Genomic DNA, 22,216 nt, shown 5'->3' with positions numbered 1-22,216 from the left:
CGTCCACGTGACTGCTGTGTCTGCGAAGCCTCGCATCCCCAATGTCCTGGCCGGCCGCTACGCCTCCACGGAGCTGGCCGTCCTCTGGTCCCCCGAGCAGAAGGTGAAGCTGGAGCGTCAGCTGTGGCTGGCGGTGCTGCGCGCTCAGAAGGACCTCGGGATCGAGGTGCCCGACGAAGCGCTGGCCGATTACGAGCGCGTGCTCGACCAAGTCGACCTGGCGTCGATCGCCGAGCGCGAGAAGATCACCCGGCATGACGTGAAGGCCCGGATCGAGGAGTTCAACGCCCTCGCGGGCCATGAGCAGGTCCACAAGGGCATGACCTCCCGGGATCTGACGGAGAACGTCGAGCAGCTGCAGATCCGTCTCTCCCTGGAGCTGATGCGCGACCGCACCGTGGCCGTGCTGGCCCGGCTCGGCAAGCTCGCGGCGGAGTACCGCGAGCTCGTGATCGCCGGCCGCTCGCACAACGTGGCCGCGCAGGCGACGACGCTCGGCAAGCGCTTCGCGACCGCGGCCGACGAGCTGCTGGTGGCCTACGGCCGGCTGGAGGACCTCCTCTCCCGTTACCCGCTGCGCGGGATCAAGGGGCCGGTCGGTACGGCGCAGGACATGCTGGACCTGCTGGGCGGCGACGCGGACAAGCTCGCCGACCTGGAGCGGCGCATCGCCGGGCACCTCGGTTTCGCCGAGGCGTTCACCTCGGTCGGCCAGGTCTACCCCCGCTCCCTCGACTACGACGTGGTGACCGCGCTGGTGCAGCTCGCCGCCGCGCCCTCCTCGGTGGCGAAGACCATCCGGCTGATGGCCGGCCACGAGCTGGTGACCGAGGGCTTCAAGCCGGGCCAGGTCGGCTCGTCCGCGATGCCGCACAAGATGAACACGCGCTCCTGCGAGCGGGTCAACGGCCTGATGGTGATCCTGCGGGGCTACGCCTCGATGACGGGCGAGCTGGCGGGTGACCAGTGGAACGAGGGCGACGTGTCCTGTTCCGTGGTCCGCCGGGTGGCGCTGCCGGACGCGTTCTTCGCGTTCGACGGCCTGCTGGAGACCTTCCTGACGGTGCTGGACGAGTTCGGCGCGTTCCCCGCGGTCGTGGCGCGCGAGCTGGACCGCTACCTCCCCTTCCTGGCGACCACCAAGGTCCTCATGGGCGCCGTGCGGGCCGGGGTGGGCCGCGAGGTGGCCCACGAGGCGATCAAGGAGAACGCGGTCGCCTCCGCCCTGGCGATGCGGGAGCAGGGGGCCGAGCGCAACGAGCTGCTCGACAAGCTGGCAGCCGACGAGCGCATCCCGCTGGACCGTGCGGAGCTGGACGCGCTGATGGCCGACAAGCTCTCGTTCACGGGGGCTGCGGGCGACCAGGTGACGGTGCTGGTGTCCCGGATCGAGGAGATCACCAAGCAGCACCCCCAGGCCGCGGCCTACACCCCCGGCTCGATCCTGTGACCGGCACGGCCCTCGCGGCGTGACCCCCGAAGAGCTGAGCGCCGCCCGCGACCGCATCGTCCCCGATGTGGCCGCGGGCGGTCTGCGCGTGCTCTTCTGCGGTATCAATCCGAGCTTGACGACCGCGGCCACGGGTCACCACTTCGCCCACCCCGGCAACCGCTTCTGGCCGGTCCTCCACCGCTCGGGTTTCACCCCCCGGCAGCTGCTTCCCTCGGAACAGGCCGAGCTGCCGCACCTCGGCCTGGGCATCGCCAACGTGGTGGCGCGGGCGACGGTCCGGGCGGACGAGCTCGGCGCGGACGAGTTCCGGGAAGGCGGTGCGGCCCTCGCCGAGAGGGTCGAGCGGCTCGCGCCGGCGTGGCTCGCGGTCGTCGGGATCACCGCCTACCGCACGGCCTTCGGCGAGCCCCGCGCACGGATCGGCCGGCAGGAGCGCACGATCGGCGGTGCCCACGTGTGGGCCCTGCCCAACCCCAGCGGGCTCAACGCCCATTGGACGATCGACACGATGGCCGAGGAGTACGCCCGGCTCCGCGAGGCGGTCCTGGCATCGGCGTCGAGCCCTCCCGGCTGACGCTCCGGCCGACCGCCGGTCCCTCCCGTCCGGGTCAGGGCGGGTCGACGATCGTCACGAGCACCGTCAGTTCGCAGCCGGGCCCCTCTTCCTCCAGGGCCAGGCCTATGGCGATCCACCGCTCCTGGACCTGCCAGAGCCGGACGAACTCGCACCCGGCCACCGGTTCCGCCCAGGGGTCAGGTATCACCTCGCCGGCCATCATCCGCTCCTGTGCGCTCCACAGGCTCACCACCTGCGGTTCGCCCCAGCGGGCGGTGAGAAGCGTGAGCAGCGCGTCGTGCTCCGCCAGGCACTGGGCCCGGTGCTCGGGGCCGGCCGGCTCGTCGTCGCCCCAGGGTTCATGGTCGGTGCGCAGGAATGCCGTGTGATAGCCGGGTCCGCTGACTCCCGAGACCGACGGCACGCGCTCCCGGGGGAATTCCCGGGTGCGCATCCCGTCGATGAGGCGGAGATGGTGTGCGGTCGTCATGACGTCAGTAAACCGTCCGGCACCGACAGCCGGTGCCCTGGCCCCGGACTCACGCGTCGCGACGGCCCCCCGCCCACCGGCCCGCCAGGGGTGCGAGCGCCGCCCAGGCGGCTGTCACGGCCGGTCCGGGCCTCGATCGCGTCCGCCCTCCGGGCCTGGTGGGGCATCAACTGGGGCGCCCGGTCGGGCAGGTACAGCCCGGACGGTCATCGGAGGCCTGTCGCGCCCGTCGCGTCCGTCGGCCGGATCGGGCCGATCTCGGCCTCGATGTGAGCGAGTTGGGCGGCGAGGATCTCCTCGAACGCGGCGCGGCGGTCCGCCCCGAGCGGGCGGACGTCGCGGGCGAAGTGCGCCAGGGCCGGGAAGCGTTCGGGGTCGGCGCCCAGAACCGCCACGCGGAACAGCTCCATGCCCTGTTCGTACTCTCCGGGGGTGACGGTGCTGACCCCGGCCTCGGAGGCGATCAACGCGGCGATGAGCACGGCGATCCGGTGGTAACGCTCCGGGATCTTCTCGTCGGGCAGCCCCGACGCGCGCAGGGCCTGCAGCACCTCTTCCATGACCAGCCGGGAACCGGTGCCGCTCGACGCGTAGCGCCCCCAGATCGCGGCGAGTTCAGGCTGTCGCCCGAAGGCCTCTCTCACGTGCAGGGCCAGGGACGTGATGCGCTGCTTCCAGTCGCCCTCGGGGCGGTAGCCGTCCATCGCGGCCAGCAGGATCCGGTCGGCGACCGCGCGCAGCAGTTCGGTCTTGCTACGGAAGTGCCGGTAGAGGCTGGAGGAATCGGTCCCGAGGACCGCGGCCAGCTTGCGCACGCTGAACGAGTCCGCGTCGCCCGTACGCAGCAGCTCCGCGGCCGCGTCCAGGATCTCTCCGGTCGACCAGCGCCTTCGGCCCGCCATCCCGCTCCTCTCACCGGTTCCCAGTCTAGCCCATGCACTTGGCGTTGCACGCACCGCGTGCATAATGAGGACATGAGCGTGTCGGGCGGACCGGCCCGGCATGCCACTCGGGCCCTGTCGTCCGGGTCGGGCGACCACCGGGGAGCCCGCCCCGGGGAAGACGAAAGGACGCATGACGTGAAGAACTCACTGGATCGCGCGGCACTGGACGCCGCCGTCGAGAACGTCCACCGTGCCGGGATGCCGGGGCTGTTCGCCGAGGTGCGCGACGGCGACCAGGTCTGGCGGGGCGCCGCCGGGGTCGCCGACGTCGCCACCGGCCGCCCCGTCACCGCAGGCCTGCGGCACCGCGTCGGCAGCGTCACCAAGACCTTTACCGCCGCCGCGGTTCTGCAACAGGTCGAGCGCGGTCGGATCGGTCTCGACACACCGATCGGCCGGTACCTTCCGAAGCTGGTTCCCCGAGAACGCGGCGACGCGATCACCGTCCGGATGCTGATCGACCACACCAGCGGACTCGCCGAGTACCTCCCGTACGCCTACCCCTCCCTCAGGGCCTACCCCGACCTCGCGAAGACCGGACCCCAGAGCCTGGACGACCACCGGCTCACCCGGTTCGACCCGGCCGAACTCATCGCGATGGGGGTCGCCGCACCTGCCGTCGGCGCTCCGGGCGGCACTCCGGGGGTGTACTCCAACACCAACTACCTGCTCCTCGCCCAGCTCCTGGAACAGGCGACCGGCACCACCGCCGAGCGCTGCATCACCCGGAACGTCATCGAACGCGCCGGGCTCCGGGACACCGCGTTCCCCACCGGACCGCACGTCGACGGGGAGCACTCGCGGCTCTACGAGGCGTGGTTCGGCATGATCGACCCACCGCGCGACCACAGCGTCCACGACATGTCATGGGTAGGGCCGTCGGCCTCGCTGGTCTCGACCGTCGCGGACCTCAACCGCTTCTTCGCCGCGTTGCTGGCCGGAGAGATCGTCGCTCCGTCGTCGCTGGCGCAGATGCAACGCACCGTTCCGGTCGTCTCCCAGGAGGGCAGGACGATCGACTACGGCCTGGGCCTGCACCCGATGGAGGATCCCGGCCACGACACCTTCTGGGGCCACGGCGGCACGGTCTGGGGAGGCGGGACGCTGGCCATGATCCGCGCCGACGGCAAGCGACAGCTGGCGGTCGCGGTGAACCTGCAGCGGTGGAACAGGCTCGACCCCTCCGGCAGGCCGCAGCCCCATCCCATCGACGACGCGCTGGCGGCGCTGCACCGCGTGGCGATGTACGGCTGACCGGCCGGGGAGCCGGTGACAACCGGTGACCGACCGGAACCGCGGGAGGGAGGTCGAGGGGGGCCGCCTCCCACGGACGAGGCGAGCGCGTCCGGCCGGCCGACCGTCGACATCGAGACGGTGAAGTGCCATATCAGTTCGATTTCCGGGAAGTTGGGACCCTGGACCGTACGCAGGCGGTCATCGCCGCGTACGGTTCCGGTTTCGTGGCCCCGAGCGGAGACAGGTTGCGGCTCGATACCGGCTTGAGAAGCTGCTCGCAGGGCCTGCGAGCAGCGAGTACGATCCGGCAGACATGCGCACGAGCTGGGAGGACACACCGTGAGCCGGCTGACCGGGGGAGATCCGTCGCTGCTGCGGCGGATCAATTCAGCGGTGGTACTGCACGCCCTGCGAGGGGCCGGCTCACCGACGCTGACGGACCTGACCCGGATCACGGGTCTCTCCCGGCCGACGGTCGAAGGTGTGGTCGAGGGGCTGTTCGAAGCCGGTCTGGTGGTCGAGGCCGTGCCCGACGAGAGTGAGGCGCGGCGCCAGGGACGGCCTGCCCGCCGGTTCCGCTTCCGTGCCGAGGCGGGGCATCTGCTGGGCGTCGAGATCGGCCCGCACCGGGTCTCGGCACTCCTGTCGGGGCTCGACGGCCGGGCGACCGGGGCGGGTTCGCGCACGGTGTCGGAGACGGCCGGTGCGGACGAACGGCTCGACCAGGTGAGGGCCGTGATCGCGGACCTGCTGCGCCGTACCGGGGTGGCCCGCAGCAGTCTGCGTGCGGTCGGTGTCGGCAGCCCCGGCATCGTGGAGGCGGACGGGACCGTGCGGCTGGGCACGGCGCTGCCGGGGTGGACGGGGCTGGCGCTCGGGGACCGGCTGCGGCGTTCGTTCCGTTGCCCGGTCCTCGTGGAGAACGATGCGAACGCCGCCGCGGTCGCCGAGCACTGGAAGGGCGCGGCCACCGAGTCCGACGACATCGTCTTCGTCCTGGCGGGGCTGAGCCCGGGGGCCGGTTCGCTGATCGGCGGGCGCCTGCACCGGGGGTTCGGCGGAGCGGCCGGCGAGATCGGCGCTCTGCACCTGCTGGGCAGGGACGTGACCCCGGAGCACCTGCTGTCGACCACGGGCACCCCGCTGGAGCCGCTGGACGAGCACGCGGTGGCCGTGGTGTTCGCCAAGGCCCGGCAGGGCGACGGGGAGGCGCAGGCGGCCGTCGAGCGGTTCCTCCAGCGGCTCGTGCACGATGTGGCGGCCCTGGCGCTGGCGCTCGACCCGGAGCTGGTGGTGGTCGGTGGCTGGGCCGCCGGTCTGGACGGGGTGCTGGAGCCGCTGCGCGAGGAGCTGGCCCGCTACTGTCTGCGCCCGCCACGGGTGACGTTGTCGCTGCTCGGCGAGGCCGCGGTCGCCACGGGGGCCCTGCGGCTGGCGCTGGACCATGTCGAGGAGCAGTTGTTCAACGTGGAGGGCGCGGTGACGGCCCGCCGCTGACCGCGGGGGGGGGCGCCGGACGCGCCGATGGCGGCCCGGCCGGTCGCCCGGCGGGGCCGCCATCAGGTCGCGCTGTTCACGGAAGCGCTCCGAGCCTTCCGGGCACCGGCGGCTCGCGGGCCGCCGACACGGAGGGCGTCAGGATGCCTGGCGCTCCTGCTGCTCGTCGTGGCTGATCTCCAGTGCGCCGGAGTCCCCGAAGGTGAGCCGGCAGGTGTCCGCCCGGTAGGTGGCGACCGACACGGCCGCCGTACCGCCCGCGGCGAAGTACCGCGTGGTGACGACGAGGACGGGTGCGCCGGGGAGCCGGTCGAGCTCCTTGGCGTCGTCCGCGCGCGCCGATCCGAGCTCCACGGAACGGTCCTGCCCCTCCAGGCCCAGCCGGTGCAGTTCGCGCAGCACGGCTCGGGCGCGCACCGTGCCGGACGGTGCGTCGATCCCGGAGAGGTCGGGCACCGAGGAGGCGGGCACGTACAGAAGTTCGGCTGCCACCGCCTGGCCGTGGGTGTCGCGGATGCGGCGCACCACGTGCACGGGCTCGGCTCCGGTGCCGAGCACGGCGGCCACGGCGCTCGGGGCCGCTTCCACGGCACAGTCGACCGGCTGCCAGGCCTCGCCGGCCACGCCGCCCGTCCATTCGTGCTGGGCGGTGGAGACGGCCACGCCCACGCGCGGCGGGGCGACGGTCGTACCGACGCCCCGGCGGCGCTGCAGTCTGCCTTCGAGTTCGAGCTGCTCCAGAGCCTGCCGGAGCGTGGCACGCGCGACTCCGAACCGGGCCGCGAGGTCCCGCTCGTTGGGCAGGATCTCACCCACCGCAAAGTCCGAGTCGAGTGCCTCACTGAGCACGGTCTTGAGGTGCCAGTACTTCGGCTCCTGTACCGATTCCAGCTGCGTGGTCCCCACCCTGTCCTCCGCAATCGCCCAGCGGCTTTTCCGCGACGCTATTTATTAAAGGTTCCTGCCTTAAGTTCAGACCCTAGGACGGCACTCCTCCTTGGTCAAGACCAATCATTATTCCGTAACGGAACGAAACGGGACTTTGGCGCAGAGCGTTCACAAGACGTTCGCGGTGCCGTGAGCCGCGCGCAGCACGAAGCCCCACCACCGGACCGGCGGCGGGGCTTCGACGGGTCGGCCGCACGGAGGGCTCGCCCGGATTTCATTTGGCTGGAAAACGCGCACGACTACACAGAAGGGAGGTCGGAGACATTGCCCGGATAGTGAACGATATGGGTGCATTGACCGGCGCCATCTCGGAGCTCGATCTGAAAGACAGTATCCGCTTTTCTCCTGACGAAGCGGGGCACCGCGGACCTACACCTCGGACAGGCCGAGGGCGTCGGCCATTCCCGCGTACGGGAGACCGAAGGCCTCCCGTAGGGCGAACGGGAGCCGCCGGACCCTTGAACTCCAAGCTACCGAGCGGTAAGTGTTGCTGACGCGATGTCTACCCACTCCAGGGAGCAGCTCCATGACCACCACGGTCTCCTTCACCGTCGAGTCGGCGCACGGCCCCCGTCCGGTCTCGGTGGAGTACGAACGCACCGGTCGGGGAGAGCCTCTGGTCCTGCTCCACGGCATCGGCCACCACCACCAGGCCTGGGACCCGGTGACGCGGATCCTGGCCGCCGAGCGCGAGGTGATAGCCCTCGACCTGCCCGGCTTCGGCGCGTCCGCGCCTCTGCCGGACGGAGTCCCGTACACGCTGGAGGCCGTCGCTCCGGTCCTCGGAGCCCTCTTCGCGGCGCTGGGGCTCGACCGCCCGCACGTGGCCGGCAACTCCCTCGGGGGCCTGTTCGCCCTGGAGCTGGGACGCACCGGGCTGGTCCGCTCGGTGAGCGCCCTGTCGCCCGCGGGCTTCTGGAACGAGCCGGAGCGCCGCTACGCCTTCACGACCCTGCGGGCGATGCGCCGCGCCGCGCTGGCCCTCCCGGTGCCCGCGATCGAGCGGCTCGCCCGCAGCGCGGCCGGCCGTACGGCGCTGACCAGCACCATCTACGCCCGGCCCGGCAGGCGTTCACCCGAGGCCGTCGTCGCCGAGACTCTGGCCCTGCGGGGAGCGACCGGCTTCCACCAGACGCTGGCCGCCGGCGGGAACGTCTCCTTCACCGACGATGTGAAGGGCATCCCCGTCACCGTCGCCTGGGGCACCCGCGACCGCATCCTGCTGCGCCGGCAGGGGGTCCGCGCCAAGCACGTCATCCCGGAGGCCAGGCTCGTACGGCTGCCCGGCTGCGGGCACGTCCCGATGAACGACGACCCGGCCCTGGTGGCGCGCGTCATCCTCGACACCAGCCGCTGAGCCGGCGGAACGCGGCCCCGGCCCGGCGCTCTCGCGGCGGCCCAGGACTCCCGAGCCGAGTGCGACCCCGGCGCCCACCAGGAAGCTCCCCGCGCCCTGCGCCATGCCGTACGTCCCGGCCCCGACGAGCGGTGCGGTCAGCGCGGCGGAGACCGGGATGAGGCCGGAGAAGAGGGTGGCGCGCTCGGCCCCGATGCGCTGGAGGCCGATGTACCAGCAGACGAAGCCGATCACGGTCACGACGACGGCCTGCCAGAGCAGGGCCGTGGCCTCGGCCGAGGTCGGCACCCGCAGGAACGCGGCGCCGTCCATCACCAGGCCGAGCAGCGCGGACTGTACGGCGGCGACGGCACAGACCGTCGCCGCGAGCAGTTTCGGGCCGAGCGGCCGCAGCACCGGTACGGCCAGCACCGCGAAGCCGACCTCGCCCGCGAGCGCGCCCACCGACCAGCAGATGCCGGCCAGGTCGGTGCGGCCCCAGCCCTGGACCGTGAACGCTCCGGCGGCGACCAGCCCGGCGGCGTACAGCGTGACGCGGGAAGGGCGGCGGCTCTCCAGAAGGGGCACCAGGACCCCGACGACGATGGGCGCACAGCCGACGAAGACGCCCGGAACGGCCGGCTCCGCGGTCCGTTCCGCCGCCAGGACCGCCAGGTTGAAGCCGACCATGCCGACCGCGGCGAGCAGCCCCAGCCGCAACCAGTGACGCCTGGAGAGGCCCCGCAGCGGGGCGGCCACGGGGCCGGGGCCCTGCCGCAGCAGCGCCGCGAGCAGCAGCGCGGCCAGACCGTAGCGCAGCGCCTGGCCACCCGCGTACGGGTAGTCGCCGAGGACGCTGTTGGCGGTGAAGGAGGCCCCCACCAGCACACAGGCGAAGGCCGCCAGGAGGGCCCCGCGCAGAGAGTTCGCGTTCATGACGGCGACGCTAGGTTCTGGACCGGACCGGTTTAAGGTCCACTTCCATGACGTCTTCGGGGACCAATGCGACCGGTGGAGAGGGCCGTGGCGATGCCGGCGGCCTTGATTCCACTTCTCCGGCCTGGGAGTTGCTGCTGCCCGCCGCTGCCGCCCCGGTGCGCGGGCGGGGGCGCGCGCTCCAGTCCGCCCTGCGGGAGGCCGTCCGCTCGGGCCGTCTCGTCGCGGGCACCAGGCTGCCGTCCAGCCGGGAGCTCGCCGCCGATCTGGGGGTGTCGCGCGGGCTGGTCACCGAGGCGTACGAGCAACTGACCGCCGAGAGCTATCTGCGCAGCGGACAGGGCGCGGGAACCTGGGTGAGCGGTGGAGTGCGCGCGGCGGCGCACTCCGTACGGGATCTGGCGCCGCGCGCGCCGGGCGCACGGGTGGACTTCCGGCCCGGCGTGCCCGACCTCGCCCTCTTCCCGCGCGCCGCGTGGACCGCCACCCAGCGGGCGGTGCTCGGCCGGCTGCCGCACCGGTCGCTGGGGTACCCCGATCCGCGCGGGCTGCCGGAGCTGCGGGAGGCGCTGGCCGGGCTGCTGGCCAGGCGGCGCGGAGTGGTGGCCGACCCCGAGCGGCTGATCGTCTGCTCGGGGGTGGCGCAGGCGACGACGCTGCTCGGCTTCGTACTCCGGGAGCGGGGTCCGGCCTCGGTCGGGGTGGAGGACCCGGGGAGCCCGGAGCACGCGTCGCTGTTCGCGGCGACCGGACTGGACGCGACCCCGCTGCCGCTCGACGCGGAGGGGGTGGCACTGGGTCCGCTGCGGCGCTCCGGCGTACGCGCCGTGGTGACCACGCCGGCGCACCAGTTCCCCACCGGAATCGCCTACTCCGCGGAGCGTCGCCGCCGGCTGCTCGACTGGGCACGCGAGGCGGACGCGGTGATCATGGAGGACGACTACGACGGGGACTTCCGGTACGACCGGGCTCCGGTGGGGGCGTTGCAGGGGCTCGACCCGGAGCGCGTCGTGTACACCGGGTCGGTGAGCAAGTCGCTGGCTCCGGGCCTGCGGCTGGGCTGGCTGGTCGCCCCCGCGTCGCTGACCGACCGGATCGTCGCCCGCAAACGGACCATGGACCTGGGGAACCCCGCCATCGACCAGGCGGTCCTGGCCGACTTCATCGCACGCGGCGCCTACGACCGCCAGCTGCGCCGCTGCCAGCGCGCCTACCGGGAGCGCCGGGACGCCCTGGTGGGCGCGCTCGGCGAGCACTTCCCCGGGACCGCGGTCAGCGGCATCGCCGCGGGCCTGCACATCATCGCGCGGCTGCCTCGGCGTCACGGCCCCGAGAGCACGTTCCTGAGCCGCGCGGCCGAGGCGGGCATCGCGCTGCGGCCGCTGAGCGACTGCGGTGACGCGGGACCCGAGGACGGCACGGTGGCGCTGGTGCTCGGCTACGCCCATCTGGGGGTGGCCGAGATCTCCCGGGGCGTCGCGATGCTCGCGGCCGCGCAGGGGGCGGGCGGGAGTGCCGGCACCTGACGGGCCGGAGGGGCGGGAGGGTCGCCGTCTGACGGGCCGGAGGAGCGGGGGGTGCCGCCTGACGGGCTGTCGGCCTGTCTCGCCGCCCGACGGACCGAGGCAGCGGAAGCCCCGCCGTCCGACTGGCCGGAGGCGCGGGAGCCTCGCCGCCCGACGGGCTGTCGGCCCGCGGCGCCGTCCGACGGGCCCCGTTCACCCGGTGTTGGGGCAGTGGCCGCCGCGGCCCACTAGGCATGGGGGCGGAGACCGGCTCCGGCCCGACGGAGCGCTGCGGCCGCCCCGGCCCGGTGTCCGCCCCGAGCGTTCCGCCCACCGCCTTGGAGGCGCTTCGATGCCGCACCGCCCGCGTATCCCCTCGCCCGGCCGCCGTACCGTTCTGCGCGGCTCGCTGCTCGTCCCGGCGGCGGCCCTGCCCTCGGCCGCGGCTCCCGCCCTGGCCCTGGCGGGGCGGCCGGAGGCCGCGTGGGGGGCGCAGGTGGGGAGCGTCACCGCCTCCTCGGCCCTGGTGTGGGTGCGGTCGGACCGGCCCGCCCGGATGCTGGTGGAGACCTCGGCGACCGAGTCCTTCCGCCGGGCCCGCAGCTGGTACGGACCGCTGATCGGCCCGGGGACGGACTTCACCGGCACCACTCCCCTGTACGGCCTTCCGGCGGGCGAGCAGGTGCACTACCGCGTCACCCTGGCCGACCCGGGCGACCCGCGCCGTACGGGAAAGCCGGTGTACGGGACGTTCCGTACCGCTCCCGCCCGGCGCCGTGACGGCGTGCGCTTCCTGTGGTCCGGGGACATCGCGGGCCAGGGGTGGGGCATCAACCCGGACATCGGCGGCTACCGGGTGTACGAGGAGATGCGCCGTCTCGACCCGGACTTCTTCCTGTGCAGCGGTGACACCGTCTACGCGGACGGGCCGCTCGAGCCGAGCGTGACCCTGCCCGACGGCAGGGTCTGGCGGAACGTCATGACCGAGGAGAAGGCCAAGGTCGCCGAGACGCTGGACGAGTACCGGGGCAACTTCCGCTACAACCTGCTCGACCGCAACGTCCGGCGCTTCAACGCGCAGGTCCCTTCCGTCGTCCAGTGGGACGACCACGAGGTGCGCAACAACTGGTACCCCGGCCAGATACTCGACGACGAGCGCTACACCGAGAAGAACGTCGACATCCTCGCGGCCCGTTCCGCGCGCGCCTTCCACGAGTACTTCCCCGTGTCGGCGCCGTACGGCTCGTACGGCTCCTCCTCGCCGCGGTCGCGCATGTACCGCACCGTCCACCACGGGCCGCTGCTGGACCTCTTCGTCCTCGACATGCGCTCGCACCGCAACCGCAACTCCCCCAACCGTCAGGCCGACGACACGACCGGCATCCTCGGCGCCGAGCAGCTGCGTTGGCTCAAACACGCTCTCGCCGGATCCCGCGCGGTGTGGAAGGTGATCGCGGCCGACATGCCGCTCGGCCTGGTGGTCCCGGACGGGGCGACGGACTTCGAGGCCGTGGCCCAGGGCGACCCGGGCGCCCCGCTCGGGCGGGAGCTGCAGATCGCCGAGTTGCTGCGGTTCATCAAGCACCGCAAGGTCACCGGAACGGTGTGGCTCACGGCCGATGTGCACTACACCTCGGCGCAGCACTACGCCCCCGAGCGGGCCGCGTTCAAGGACTTCGCGCCGTTCTGGGAGTTCGTCTCGGGCCCGCTGGCCGCAGGGGGATTTCCGGCCAACGCACTGGACGGCACGTTCGGTCCCGACCGTGTCTTCGTCCGCGCACCCGAGCGGGCCAATGTGTCGCCGATGGAATCCCCGCAGTTGTTCGGCGAGGTCGAGATCGACGGTGACAGCGCGGAGCTGACGGTACGTCTGCGGGCGGAGGGGGGCGGGGTGTTGTTCACCAAGGTGCTCCACCCGGGCCGCGTAGGTCAGTGAGGGAGCCCCTCCGACCTGCGCGGACGGCTGTGTCGGGGTCCGTTGTCAGTGGTGGGTCCTAGCGTTTCCTCCATGACCCGATCCGTTCAGGCCTTGGCCTACGCACGCCCGTCCGCCCTGGAGCCCTCGCAGGTGGGAGCCTGTCTCGGGCTGGAGACCGCGGGCGGTCTCACCCCGCGCGGGGCGCAGGCGCATCCGCGGTTCTTCGCCGGATTCCTCTCCGCCCCGCGCATCGCCGCCCGCGGACTGCTGGCGGTGGCCGACGTGGCCGCCGCCCGCTACTACCGACGCACCCTGCCCGCCTCCCTCGATCCGGTGGTGACGGGGAACGGGGACCGGCTGCGCTTCGAGTCGTTCTCCGGCTGCTGCGGGGTGTACGCGCGCCTCGATGTGCTCCGGGAGGGGCTGGGCGGGGAACGGACGGAGCACGGTACGACCAATGTGGACGTGAACAATCCGCTGCGGGACGCCCTTTCCCGGATAACGGCGGACGATCCGCTGCATCTGCGGGTGGGGCCCGAGGAGTTGGCGGTCACCACGCTGGACGGGCCGGTGGTGGAGAAGAAGGTGCCGCTGCCCGACCGGTGGCTGAGGGGGTTCGCCGAGGCGCAAGTGGCCTCGGCCGGGTTCGACCTGCGGGCCGAGCTGACCGCGGCGCAGGCGGTGGCGTTCCTGCGTTCCCTGCCGCGCGGCTCGGGCAACGCGGCGCGGGGCGCGCGGTGGGTGGTGGCCTCCGGCCCCGGTCTGCGGCCGACGACCCGGCCGGTGCCGGGCGCGGTGTGCCTGCCGGGGCCGGAGCGGCTGGTGGCGCTCCAGCGGGTGCTGCGCCATGCGACGGCGCTGCGGGTGTACGGGCCTGTGGTGGCGGACGGGGCGCCGGCGGCGAGCGCCTGGGAGGTGGTCCTGCCGGGCATGCGGCTCACGCTGACGCTGTCGCCGGACGCCTCACGCGGGTTCTCGGGCGAAGGTGGTGTCCTGGAGGCGCTGGCCACCGATGAGGCGGCGGCCGACGCCGAGCTGGTCTCCGTACTGCTGGCGTGGGAGCCCACGATCGAACCGGCCTCGCTGGCCGAGCAGTCGGGGCTGGGTATCGAGCGGGTGCGGGCCGCGCTCACCCGGCTCGGTACGGCGGGCCGGGTCGGCTACGACCTGGCGGACGCGGCGTACTTCCACCGCGAGCTGCCGTACGACGCGGACCGGGCCGAGCGGCACAACCCGCGTCTGGTGGCGGCACGCGAGCTGGCCGGTGCCGGGGCGGTATCGCTGGACGGCGCGCTGGCGTCCGTGGCCTCGGGCGACCGGCGCTACCAGGTGCGCGGGAGCGGCGGGCGGCTCACCTGCACCTGCCAGTGGTGGGCGGACTACCGGGGGAAGCGGGGTCCGTGCAAACACGCCCTGGCCGTGACGCTGGTCCGGCGCGGAGCGACGGTCGCCGGGGGTGTGCGATGAACGACCTGCTCACTGCCGTACGCGCGGGGGCGCACCGCGAGGTTCCGGCGCTGGTGCTCGGGCTGGACCTGGCCGGGCGCAGGGCGGCGCTGGCCGAGCTGAAGGGGCTGCGCAAGGAGGCCCGGGGCTGGGACTGGCGGCGGCAGGACAAGGTCCGCAAGGCGCTCCTGGTGGCCGGGGCCGGCTGCCACACCGGGGCGGCGGGGTGTGCCACCTGGATCGGCGGCCGTGACCTGCGCAGCTGGTCGCGGTCCCCCTATCCGCTGATCCTCACGGCGCTGGGAGACCGCGATCCGGCCTGGCTCGGCGACCTCGCCCACCGGCTGGCGGGGCGCTCGACGGCCTCCGAGGCGGAGTACACGTTCATCAGCGAGCTGGTGCGGCTGGCCGGGTGCCCGATCCCGACGACGGACAGTCTCGTCGAGGGCTGGTCGGAGCGGATCAGTACCGGGCGGTGGCACGGCAGATCCGGCCGGGTGCCGCTGATCGGCGTTCTGCGCGCCGACCCGCACGTCGCCGTGCTCGCGCCCCGGCTCTTCGAGCTGCCGGAGCTTCCCGCCCCGGTCGGCTGGTACGACACACCGGATTCGTCCGACCACTGGCCGGCCGCTCTCCGCGCGCTGGCCGAGGAGGGGGTGCTCGACCGGTCGCGGCTGGTCGAACGGTGCGTGAGCCGCCTGGTGCGCGGCGGCAAGACGGGTGACCAGCGGTTCTTCCTCACCGTGCTCCAGCAGCTGGGCGTCACGGAGGACGAGGAGAGGACCCACCTCCGCGACTGGGCGGGGATGGCGGCGGACGGCATCTCGGTGGTGGCCTCCCATGCCCAGGACGTGCTGGCGCGCCTGGAAGCACGGGGTGAGCTGTCTGCCCGGGAGCTGGCGGAGGTGTCGGGCCCGGTGCTCTTCCGCCGGGAGAAGAAGCTGGTGCGGGGCCAGTTGATCCTGCTGGGGAAGGTGCTGGGCCGGGACGCCTCGACGGCGGGTGAGCTGCTTCCGGTGGTCGCCGAGGTGTTCGGGAACGAGGACGTCGCCCTCCAGGAGCGGGCGCTGAAGCTGATCGCGCGCCATCTTCCGGCGGACGACGCGCCGCTGCGGGAGGAGCTTTCCCTCGCTGCCGCGCAGTTGGGGCCGGTCCACCGGGAGGCGGTCACCGCGCTGTTCGGGGTGGTGGACGGGCCGGACCCGGTGGCCGGCCCCTACGAGGAGATGCTGCCGCCCGTGCCGGTGCCGTCCCGGCTCGCCCCGGCGCCGCAGGACGTGGCGGAGCTGGTCGAGGAGGTGGCGGCCCAGGTGAAGTCCCGTTCCTGGCAGGGCTCCACGCCCGGAGCCCTGGCCGCCGCGTCCGGGATCTCCGCCTTCGAGCGCACGCTGGACGGGCTCGTCCGCGTCGCCCGCACCGACCGGGCCGGGCTGGCCCAGGCGCTGCGAGAGGCCCTGGCCGGGGAGTGGTTCATCGAGCACGGGATCGAGCGGCAGCCCGAACCGGCGTACATGACCACCGGGCATGCCCTCGCCCTGGTGGTGGGCTCACTCCTGGACCGGCTCTCCGACGAGACCATCGCCGAGGGGAAGACGCGCTGGACCGGGACGGGGACCTGCGCCCATGCCGCACTGAACGGGGTGCTCATCGCCCGTGCGTGGGAGGTGGCCGGTGCGGTGCGTTTCGACCGGGTGCCGTTCCTGCTGGCCACGCCGACGTGGCACACCGGTTCGCTGGACGCGGCGGAGCTGGTCGAGCGGCTGCGGACGTATCAGCTCCTCGGCGTCGCCCCGGGGCCCGCCGACTTCTCCCAGGCCCTGCTGCGGGTGCGGCGGACCGGTGAGCAGACGTCCGCCGAGGCCGCCGCGGCGCTCGGCACGCCGGAGGGGGACCGGCTGGCCGCCTGGATACGGGCCGACGAGCCGGTGGCTCCCGTCCTGCGGCACGGGCTGACCAGCGACCGGCCCTCGGCCGGCAACTGGTGGCAGCGGTCGACGTCCGGCCTCCGGCACGTGCTGCTCGCCACCAGGGAACGGCTGGTCATCCAGCAGGAGTTCCCCCGCTCCTTCCACTGGCTGGGCCGTCCGCACGTGCCCGACGCACGGGAGTGCTACCACTGGGGCGCCGAGCAGTACCCGCACTGGACCGCCACGCTGCCCGAGGACGGGGAGACCCTGGCCGCCTGGCTGATGCCGGATCTGCTGCGCACCGCCGACGAAGGCCCCAGGGGCGGGGCCTGGTCGCTGCCGCCGCTCATGGAGACCGGCGGCGAGGCCGGTGTCGCGCTGCACCTCGCCCTGGCGTACGGGCTGGGGGCCCGGCACCCCGAGGACCGGATATCCGCCGTGGACGCGCTCCTCGTGCTGGCCGCTCAGGGGCGGCTGGACACCGCGCTGCTCGGGCGCGAGCTGGGGGTCCTCGTCGACCACGACCTGGTCAAGGTCAACCGGCTGGCCGACTCCGCCCGGACGGCCGCCGCCACCGGTGCGTACCGGACCGTGCTGGGCGTGCTGGCCGGGGTGCTGCCCACCCTGCTGGCGTACGAGAAGGCGCCCCGGGGGATCGGGGACCTGCTGGCCGTGGCGGCGGAGTGCGCCGAGCACTGCGGTACGGAGGGGATCGAGCCGATCGACGGGCTGGCCGCGACGGCCGGGCGCAAGGGGTCCTCGCAGACCGTCCGGCAGGCCGCCCGTCTGCACGCGGCGATCCAGGCACACGGTGATCGCGAGTCACCCTGATCACGAATCACCCTGATCACGAACCACAGCGATCACGAGCCACAGCGATCACGGACCGGAAATACGGCTGAAAAACGCTGATAGGGATCAGATCCACACTTAACCCATCAGTCACAAGGTGTTCGTGATCAGGCAACACCCTTCATTCACAGTGAGGATATGACTGATGTGACGTCTTCGAAGACCGCCCGCCGTCCGCACCACTGGCGGCGGGACCTGATCGAGCTGGCCGCGCTGTTCACCGCGGTCGCCGTGGCCGACGCGATCGCCAACCTGATCGGGCACCAGCCCGACGGGCCCTACCTGCTCATGGCATCCGCCGTGGCCCTGGTGGCCACGGCGGCGTTCCACACCTGGTGGGCGCGGAGGCACGGCAACGCTCCCCCGCCGCGAGAGACGGACGCGTCCGATCCGACGCCCGACGTGGTCACCGGCTCGGCCGACGGGTCCGCGACAGCGGCCAAGGCCGGGGCCGGGGCCAGCGAGACGGTTCTGTGGCGGATGCGGACGACCGTGCGCGACGCCCCGGGCAGTCTGGCGGCGCTGTGCCTGGTCCTCGCCCGGTTCCGTATCGACATCCTGACGTTGCAGACCCACCCGCTGGCGGACGGGACGGTCGACGAGTTCCTGCTGCGGGCGCCCGCCTCGCTCCCGGCGCCGGAGCTGACGCGGCAGATCGCGGCCGCGGGCGGCACCTCCACCTGGATCGAGCGGGCGGACACCCACGACCTGGTCGACACCCCGACCCGGGTGCTCTCGCTGGCCACCCGCACGGCGCTCGATGCGGCAGAACTCCCCCTGGCCCTGCGCCAGTTGCTCGGCCGGTGCACCATCCACTCACTGCCCGCCGTCTCCGTCACCGGCCGTCCGACCGGGGAGAGCGCCCCGGTCGAGGGCGTGCTGGAGGAGACGGTGATGCGGCTGCGCGACCCGTCCGGCGGTGTCATCTCCGTGGAGCGGCCCTATCTGCCGTTCACCCCGACGGAGTTCGCACGGGCCCGCGCCCTGGTGGAGCTGGACGCCCGGCTCGGCCCGCGGGTGCCCCGTAGCGAGGACATCCTCACGCTGCCCGAGGGCAACGAGATCACCGTGCGCCGCGCCGACCGCGGCGATCTCGCCGCCGCCCGCGCCATGCACGACCGGTGCTCCCCGCGCACCCTGGGCCTGCGCTACCACGGCCCCGTGGGCGACGCCGACCGCTACCTGGACCACCTGCTGAGCCCGCGGTTCGGCCGCACCCTGGCCGTCCAGACCGCCTCCGGCAAGCTGGTGGCGCTGGGCCACCTCCTCTGGGACGGCGACGAGACCGAGGTGGCCCTCCTCGTCGAGGACGACTGGCAGCGCCGGGGTATCGGTTCGGAGCTGCTCGGCCGTCTGGTGCAGCTCGCCGAGGAGGCGGGATGCGACAGCGTGTACGCCGTCACCCAGGCCCGTAACACCGGCATGGTCGCGGCCATGCGCGCCCTGGCGCTGCCCCTCGACTACCAGATCGAGGAGGGCACCCTCGTCATCACCGCGCGGCTGAGGAGTGCGACGGAGCCGACGGGTGCGACGACCGGGCGGGCCGCTCAGCCGGCGGACGAGCGGACCTCTCAGCCGTCCTAGCCTGCGGAAGGGGCCCGTCGCCGAGCGCCTGGCACAGGTCGGCCCACAGGTCCTCCACGTCCTCCAGCCCGACCGACATGCGCAGCAGCCGGTCGCCGACGCCGGAAGCCTGCCGGTCTCCCTCGTCCACGATGCGGTGGCTGATGGAGGCCGGACGCTGGATCAGCGAGTCCACGCTGCCCAGGCTGACGGCGGGTGTGATGAGCCGTACGGCGGCGATCACGGCGTGCGGGTCCCCGTACACCTCGAAGGAGACCATCGCCCCGCCGATCCGCGGGTAGTGCACCCGGGCGATCCGCGGATCGTCGGTCAGCCTGCGCGAGAGTTCGGCTGCGCTCGCCGAGGCGGCGCGTACGCGGACCGGAAGGGTGGACAGCCCGCGCAGGAGCAGGTAGCCGGCCAGCGGGTGGAGCACCCCGCCGGTGGCGAACCGCACCTGGCGCAGCCGGGCGGCGAACTCCTCGTCGCAGGCGACGACCCCGCCCATCACGTCGCCGTGCCCGCCGAGGTACTTGGTGGCGCTGTGCAGGACGATGCGGGCCCCGTGTTCGACGGGGCGCTGGAGCACGGGCGTGGCGAAGGTGTTGTCGACCAGGAGCGGTACGGAGCCGCAGGAGTGGGCGACGGCCCGGATGTCGATCTCGGCGAGCGTGGGGTTGGCCGGGGTCTCGACCATGACGAGGCCGGTGTCCGGGCGGATCGCGTCGGCGATGCCCGCCGGGTCGGTCCAGGTCACCTCGGTGCCCAGCAGCCCGGCGCCCAGCAGGTGGTCGCTGCACCCGTACAGGGGCCGGACCGCGACGACATGGCGCAGCCCCATGCTCGCGCGGGCGAGCAGGACCGCCGTGAGGGCCGCCATGCCGCTGGCGAACGCGACAGCGCTGTCGGTTCCCTCCAGCCGGGCGAGCGCCGTCTCGAAGCGGGCGGTGGTCGGGTTGTCCAGCCGCGCGTAGATGGGCGGGCCGTCCGGCCGGGCGCCCGTGGTGGCGAAGGCGTCGATCCGCTCGGCCTCACCGCGCGAGTCGTAGGAGGGGTAGGTGGTGGACAGGTCGAGCGGCGGGGCGTGCAGGCCGAGGGAGGCGAGATCGTCGCGTCCGGCGTGTACGGCTTCGGTGGCCAGCGCCCTGGACGGGGTGGGGGCAGGGGGCGTCGTCGAGACTTCGTTGTCCATGGACAGCACTCTGAACAGTTACCGGTTCGTAGCGGCAAAGGGCCGTGTTACGTTCGCCGTATGGCCGATTCCGTCGCTCTGGATCCGGTGGATCTGCATATTCTGCGGCTGTTGCAGAACGATGCGCGGACCACGTACCGCGAACTCGCCGCCGAGGTGGGGGTGGCGCCCTCGACCTGCCTGGACCGGGTGACCCGGCTGCGCCGCTGCGGGGTCATCCTCGGCGACCAGCTGCGGCTGGACCCGGCGAAGCTCGGCCGGGGCCTTCAGGCACTGCTCCTGGTGCAGGTCCGGCCGCACCGGCGTGAGCTCATCGGCCCGTTCGTGGACCGGGTCCGGGCCCTGCCGGAGTCCCGCGCGCTCTTCCATCTCACCGGCCCCGACGACTATCTGGTCCAGGTGGCGGTGGCCGACACCGCGGATCTCCAGCGGCTGGTGCTGGACGAGTTCACCTCGCGCCGGGAGGTGGCCCGGGTCGAGACCCGGCTGATCTTCCAGCAGTGGGAGTGCGGCCCGCTGCTGCCGCCCGGCGACACGGTCCGCCCGTGATCGTCTTTTGGACGCACGCCGTTCAGCAGTGGTGACGAGAGGGGGCCCGGCGTTGGAGGATGTCCGCATGTCAGACACTTCGAGCAGCGCGCTGCCCCGCCAGGTCGCCGACGCCTACGTCGACGCAATCATCGAACTCGACCCGATCACGGGCACCTATCTGGGTGTCCGGGAAAGCTCGCGCCGCCTGCCCGATTTCTCACCGGCCGGCCAGGCCGCGGTCGCCGACCTCATCCGTGCCACGTTGCTGAAGCTGGAGGACGCGCAGCGGCTCCCGGGCGCCGACACCGATGCCGAACGCCGCTGCGGACGGCTCCTGCGGGAGCGGCTGACGGCGGAACTCGCCGTGCACGAGGCGGAGGAGGGGCTGCGGACCGTCTCCAACCTGCACTCGCCCGCTCACAGCCTCATCGGGGTCTTCCCGGTCACCCCCACCGAGACGGAGGAGGACTGGGCGGCGGTCGTGGAGCGGCTGCGCGCCGTGCCGGCCGCGTACGAGGGGTACCGCGCCTCGCTCGGCCTCGGGCTGGAGCGCAAGCTGTACGGAGGCCCGCGCGCGACGGCCACGTTCATCGGCCAGCTGACGGAGTGGGGCGGCGCGAGCGACGGCCCGGCGTTCTTCGAGGAGTTCGTCAAGGCCGGTCCCGACGCGCTGCGGGCGGAGCTGGACGAGGCCGCCCGGCTCGCCACGGCTTCGGTACTGGCCCTGCGGGACTGGATGCGTGACGTCTACGCCCCGGCGATCGAGGGGGCACCCGACACGGTCGGCCGGGAGCGCTACGCCCGCTGGTCGCGCCAGTACAACGGGACGGACCTCGATCTCGACGAGGCGTACGCGTACGGCTGGTCCGAGTACCACCGGCTGCTCGCCGAGATGAGGACCGAGGCCGCGAAGATCCTGCCCGGCGCGGGCCCCTGGGAGGCGCTCGCCCACCTCGATGTGCACGGCAAGCACATCGAAGGGGTGGAGGAGGTCCGCGAGTGGCTCCAGGGCCTGATGGACGAGGCGATCGAGAAACTGGACGGCACCCACTTCGACCTGGCCGAGCGGGTGCGGAAGGTGGAGTCCCGCATCGCCCCGCCCGGCGGCGCCGCGGCCCCGTACTACACGGGCCCCTCCGAGGACTTCTCCCGCCCCGGGCGCACCTGGCTGCCCACCATGGGCGAGACCCGCTTCCCGGTGTACGACCTGGTCTCGACCTGGTACCACGAGGGTGTGCCCGGCCACCACCTCCAGATCGCGCAGTGGACGCACGTCGCCGACAGCCTCTCCCGCTACCAGGCGTCGGTCGGCATGGTCAGCGCGAACGCGGAGGGCTGGGCGCTGTACGCGGAGCGGCTGATGGACGAGCTGGGTTTCCTGTCCGACGCGGAGCGGCGCCTGGGCTATCTGGACGCGCAGATGATGCGGGCCTGCCGGGTGATCGTGGACATCGGCATGCACCTGGAGCTGGAGATCCCGGCCGACTCGCCGTTCCACCCCGGTGAGCGCTGGACGCCCGAGCTGGCGCAGGAGTTCTTCGGCAGCCACAGCGGGCGGCCGGCGGACTTCGTGGAGAGCGAGCTGACCCGCTACCTCTCGATGCCGGGCCAGGCCATCGGCTACAAGCTGGGCGAGCGGGCGTGGCTGCTCGGCCGTCAGAACGCGCGCGCCGCGCACGGTGACGCGTTCGACCTGAAGGCCTGGCACATGGCGGCGCTCTCCCAGGGCTCGCTCGGCCTGGACGATCTGGTCGACGAGCTGTCCAGGCTCTGACCCGCCCCCGCCCCGGCCGGACCCCGTTCACCGAGCGGTAACGGCGGTAGAATGCTCGCCCCGACTTATCCACAGATGGCCGCCCTTTGCTTACCGAGTCCCGCCGCCGCGCCTACCTGAACGCCATGCAAG

At 73.0% G+C, this 22,216-nt stretch carries 16 protein-coding genes and 1 pseudogene; 12 read left to right on the top strand and 5 right to left on the bottom strand.

All coding sequences use genetic code 11. The annotated features are described in order from the left end of the window. Positions 1-7: 7 nt before the first annotated feature. Positions 8-1,450, top strand: a complete 1,443-nt coding sequence (gene purB / locus AB0917_RS18540) for an adenylosuccinate lyase (RefSeq protein ID WP_366820637.1) — start codon at positions 8-10, stop codon at positions 1,448-1,450. A 19-nt stretch (positions 1,451-1,469) separates the two neighbouring features. After that, on the top strand, positions 1,470-2,027 hold the full coding sequence (mug, locus tag AB0917_RS18535) for a G/U mismatch-specific DNA glycosylase (RefSeq protein WP_366820636.1): 558 nt from the start codon (positions 1,470-1,472) through the stop codon (positions 2,025-2,027). 34 nt (positions 2,028-2,061) lie between these two features. Here mug and AB0917_RS18530 read toward each other — a convergent pair whose 3' ends face one another. Both AB0917_RS18530 and AB0917_RS18525 read right to left on the bottom strand, forming a co-directional pair. Then, a complete protein-coding gene (locus tag AB0917_RS18530; RefSeq protein ID WP_366820635.1) occupies positions 2,062-2,499 on the bottom strand; it encodes a hypothetical protein in 438 nt (145 codons plus the stop codon). Positions 2,500-2,705: 206 nt separating this feature from the next. Beyond that, the gene (locus AB0917_RS18525) at positions 2,706-3,401 is read right to left on the bottom strand and encodes a TetR/AcrR family transcriptional regulator (protein ID WP_366820634.1); all 696 of its coding nucleotides are present in this window, start codon (positions 3,399-3,401) and stop codon (positions 2,706-2,708) included. Positions 3,402-3,578: 177 nt separating this feature from the next. Here AB0917_RS18525 and AB0917_RS18520 point away from each other — a divergent pair, with 177 nt between their 5' ends. After that, on the top strand, positions 3,579-4,697 hold the full coding sequence (locus tag AB0917_RS18520) for a serine hydrolase domain-containing protein (protein ID WP_366820633.1): 1,119 nt from the start codon (positions 3,579-3,581) through the stop codon (positions 4,695-4,697). A 321-nt stretch (positions 4,698-5,018) separates the two neighbouring features. Then, positions 5,019-6,176, top strand: coding sequence for an ROK family transcriptional regulator (locus AB0917_RS18515; protein WP_366820632.1), 1,158 nt, complete (start codon positions 5,019-5,021; stop codon positions 6,174-6,176). Positions 6,177-6,314: 138 nt separating this feature from the next. On the opposite strand, the gene AB0917_RS18510 is transcribed toward AB0917_RS18515, so the two are convergent. Beyond that, a complete protein-coding gene (locus AB0917_RS18510) occupies positions 6,315-7,082 on the bottom strand; it encodes a GntR family transcriptional regulator (protein WP_366820631.1) in 768 nt (255 codons plus the stop codon). Positions 7,083-7,650: 568 nt separating this feature from the next. Here AB0917_RS18510 and AB0917_RS18505 point away from each other — a divergent pair. Further along, positions 7,651-8,481 carry an alpha/beta fold hydrolase gene (locus AB0917_RS18505; RefSeq protein ID WP_366820630.1) on the top strand — a complete coding sequence of 277 codons (831 nt, stop codon included), beginning with the start codon at positions 7,651-7,653 and terminating at the stop codon, positions 8,479-8,481. Positions 8,482-8,550: 69 nt separating this feature from the next. On the opposite strand, the pseudogene AB0917_RS18500 reads toward AB0917_RS18505, so the two are convergent. Further along, positions 8,551-9,396, bottom strand: a pseudogene (locus tag AB0917_RS18500) (DMT family transporter); the annotation flags it as partial. Positions 9,397-9,443: 47 nt separating this feature from the next. Here AB0917_RS18500 and AB0917_RS18495 point away from each other — a divergent pair. The 5 genes from AB0917_RS18495 (at position 9,444) to AB0917_RS18475 (ending at position 18,608) form a co-directional block, all read left to right on the top strand. Continuing rightward, entirely contained in the window at positions 9,444-10,922 is a 1,479-nt protein-coding gene (locus AB0917_RS18495; RefSeq protein WP_366820629.1) for a PLP-dependent aminotransferase family protein, read from the top strand. A 331-nt stretch (positions 10,923-11,253) separates the two neighbouring features. Continuing rightward, positions 11,254-12,837: an alkaline phosphatase D family protein gene (locus tag AB0917_RS18490; protein WP_366820628.1), complete on the top strand. Its 1,584-nt coding sequence runs from the start codon at positions 11,254-11,256 to the stop codon at positions 12,835-12,837. A gap of 72 nt (positions 12,838-12,909) precedes the next feature. After that, on the top strand, positions 12,910-14,286 hold the full coding sequence (locus tag AB0917_RS18485) for an SWIM zinc finger family protein (RefSeq protein WP_366820627.1): 1,377 nt from the start codon (positions 12,910-12,912) through the stop codon (positions 14,284-14,286). Beyond that, positions 14,283-17,003, top strand: coding sequence for a DUF6493 family protein (locus tag AB0917_RS18480; RefSeq protein WP_366820626.1), 2,721 nt, complete (start codon positions 14,283-14,285; stop codon positions 17,001-17,003). The genes AB0917_RS18485 and AB0917_RS18480 overlap by 4 nt, the downstream gene beginning before the upstream one ends. A 168-nt stretch (positions 17,004-17,171) precedes the next feature. Next, positions 17,172-18,608 (top strand): GNAT family N-acetyltransferase, encoded by a 1,437-nt coding sequence (locus AB0917_RS18475; RefSeq protein ID WP_366820667.1) that lies wholly within the window; start codon positions 17,172-17,174, stop codon positions 18,606-18,608. Here the strand turns inward: AB0917_RS18475 and AB0917_RS18470 are convergent. Beyond that, positions 18,514-19,779, bottom strand: coding sequence for a PLP-dependent transferase (locus tag AB0917_RS18470; protein WP_366820625.1), 1,266 nt, complete (start codon positions 19,777-19,779; stop codon positions 18,514-18,516). The genes AB0917_RS18475 and AB0917_RS18470 overlap by 95 nt on opposite strands. A gap of 60 nt (positions 19,780-19,839) precedes the next feature. On the opposite strand from AB0917_RS18470, the gene AB0917_RS18465 reads away from it, so the two are divergent. Continuing rightward, positions 19,840-20,328 (top strand): Lrp/AsnC family transcriptional regulator, encoded by a 489-nt coding sequence (locus tag AB0917_RS18465; RefSeq protein WP_366820624.1) that lies wholly within the window; start codon positions 19,840-19,842, stop codon positions 20,326-20,328. A gap of 67 nt (positions 20,329-20,395) precedes the next feature. Next, a complete protein-coding gene (locus AB0917_RS18460; protein WP_366820623.1) occupies positions 20,396-22,084 on the top strand; it encodes a DUF885 domain-containing protein in 1,689 nt (562 codons plus the stop codon). Positions 22,085-22,216 lie beyond the last annotated feature (132 nt).

This window comes from Streptomyces sp. NPDC007346 (assembly GCF_040703535.1).
Classification (GTDB): domain Bacteria; phylum Actinomycetota; class Actinomycetes; order Streptomycetales; family Streptomycetaceae; genus Streptomyces.
Note: the sequence above shows the minus strand (reverse complement) of the source record. Positions and strands in the feature narration are given on the sequence as shown.

Coding starts and splice junctions, on each gene's coding strand:
- AB0917_RS18530 (WP_366820635.1), bottom strand. CDS start 2,499: ATGACGACCGCACACCATCTCCGCCTCATCGACGGGATGCGCACCCGG.
- AB0917_RS18525 (WP_366820634.1), bottom strand. CDS start 3,401: ATGGCGGGCCGAAGGCGCTGGTCGACCGGAGAGATCCTGGACGCGGCC.
- AB0917_RS18505 (WP_366820630.1), top strand. CDS start 7,651: ATGACCACCACGGTCTCCTTCACCGTCGAGTCGGCGCACGGCCCCCGT.
- AB0917_RS18495 (WP_366820629.1), top strand. CDS start 9,444: ATGACGTCTTCGGGGACCAATGCGACCGGTGGAGAGGGCCGTGGCGAT.
- AB0917_RS18490 (WP_366820628.1), top strand. CDS start 11,254: ATGCCGCACCGCCCGCGTATCCCCTCGCCCGGCCGCCGTACCGTTCTG.
- AB0917_RS18485 (WP_366820627.1), top strand. CDS start 12,910: ATGACCCGATCCGTTCAGGCCTTGGCCTACGCACGCCCGTCCGCCCTG.
- AB0917_RS18480 (WP_366820626.1), top strand. CDS start 14,283: ATGAACGACCTGCTCACTGCCGTACGCGCGGGGGCGCACCGCGAGGTT.
- AB0917_RS18470 (WP_366820625.1), bottom strand. CDS start 19,779: ATGGACAACGAAGTCTCGACGACGCCCCCTGCCCCCACCCCGTCCAGG.
- AB0917_RS18465 (WP_366820624.1), top strand. CDS start 19,840: ATGGCCGATTCCGTCGCTCTGGATCCGGTGGATCTGCATATTCTGCGG.
- AB0917_RS18460 (WP_366820623.1), top strand. CDS start 20,396: ATGTCAGACACTTCGAGCAGCGCGCTGCCCCGCCAGGTCGCCGACGCC.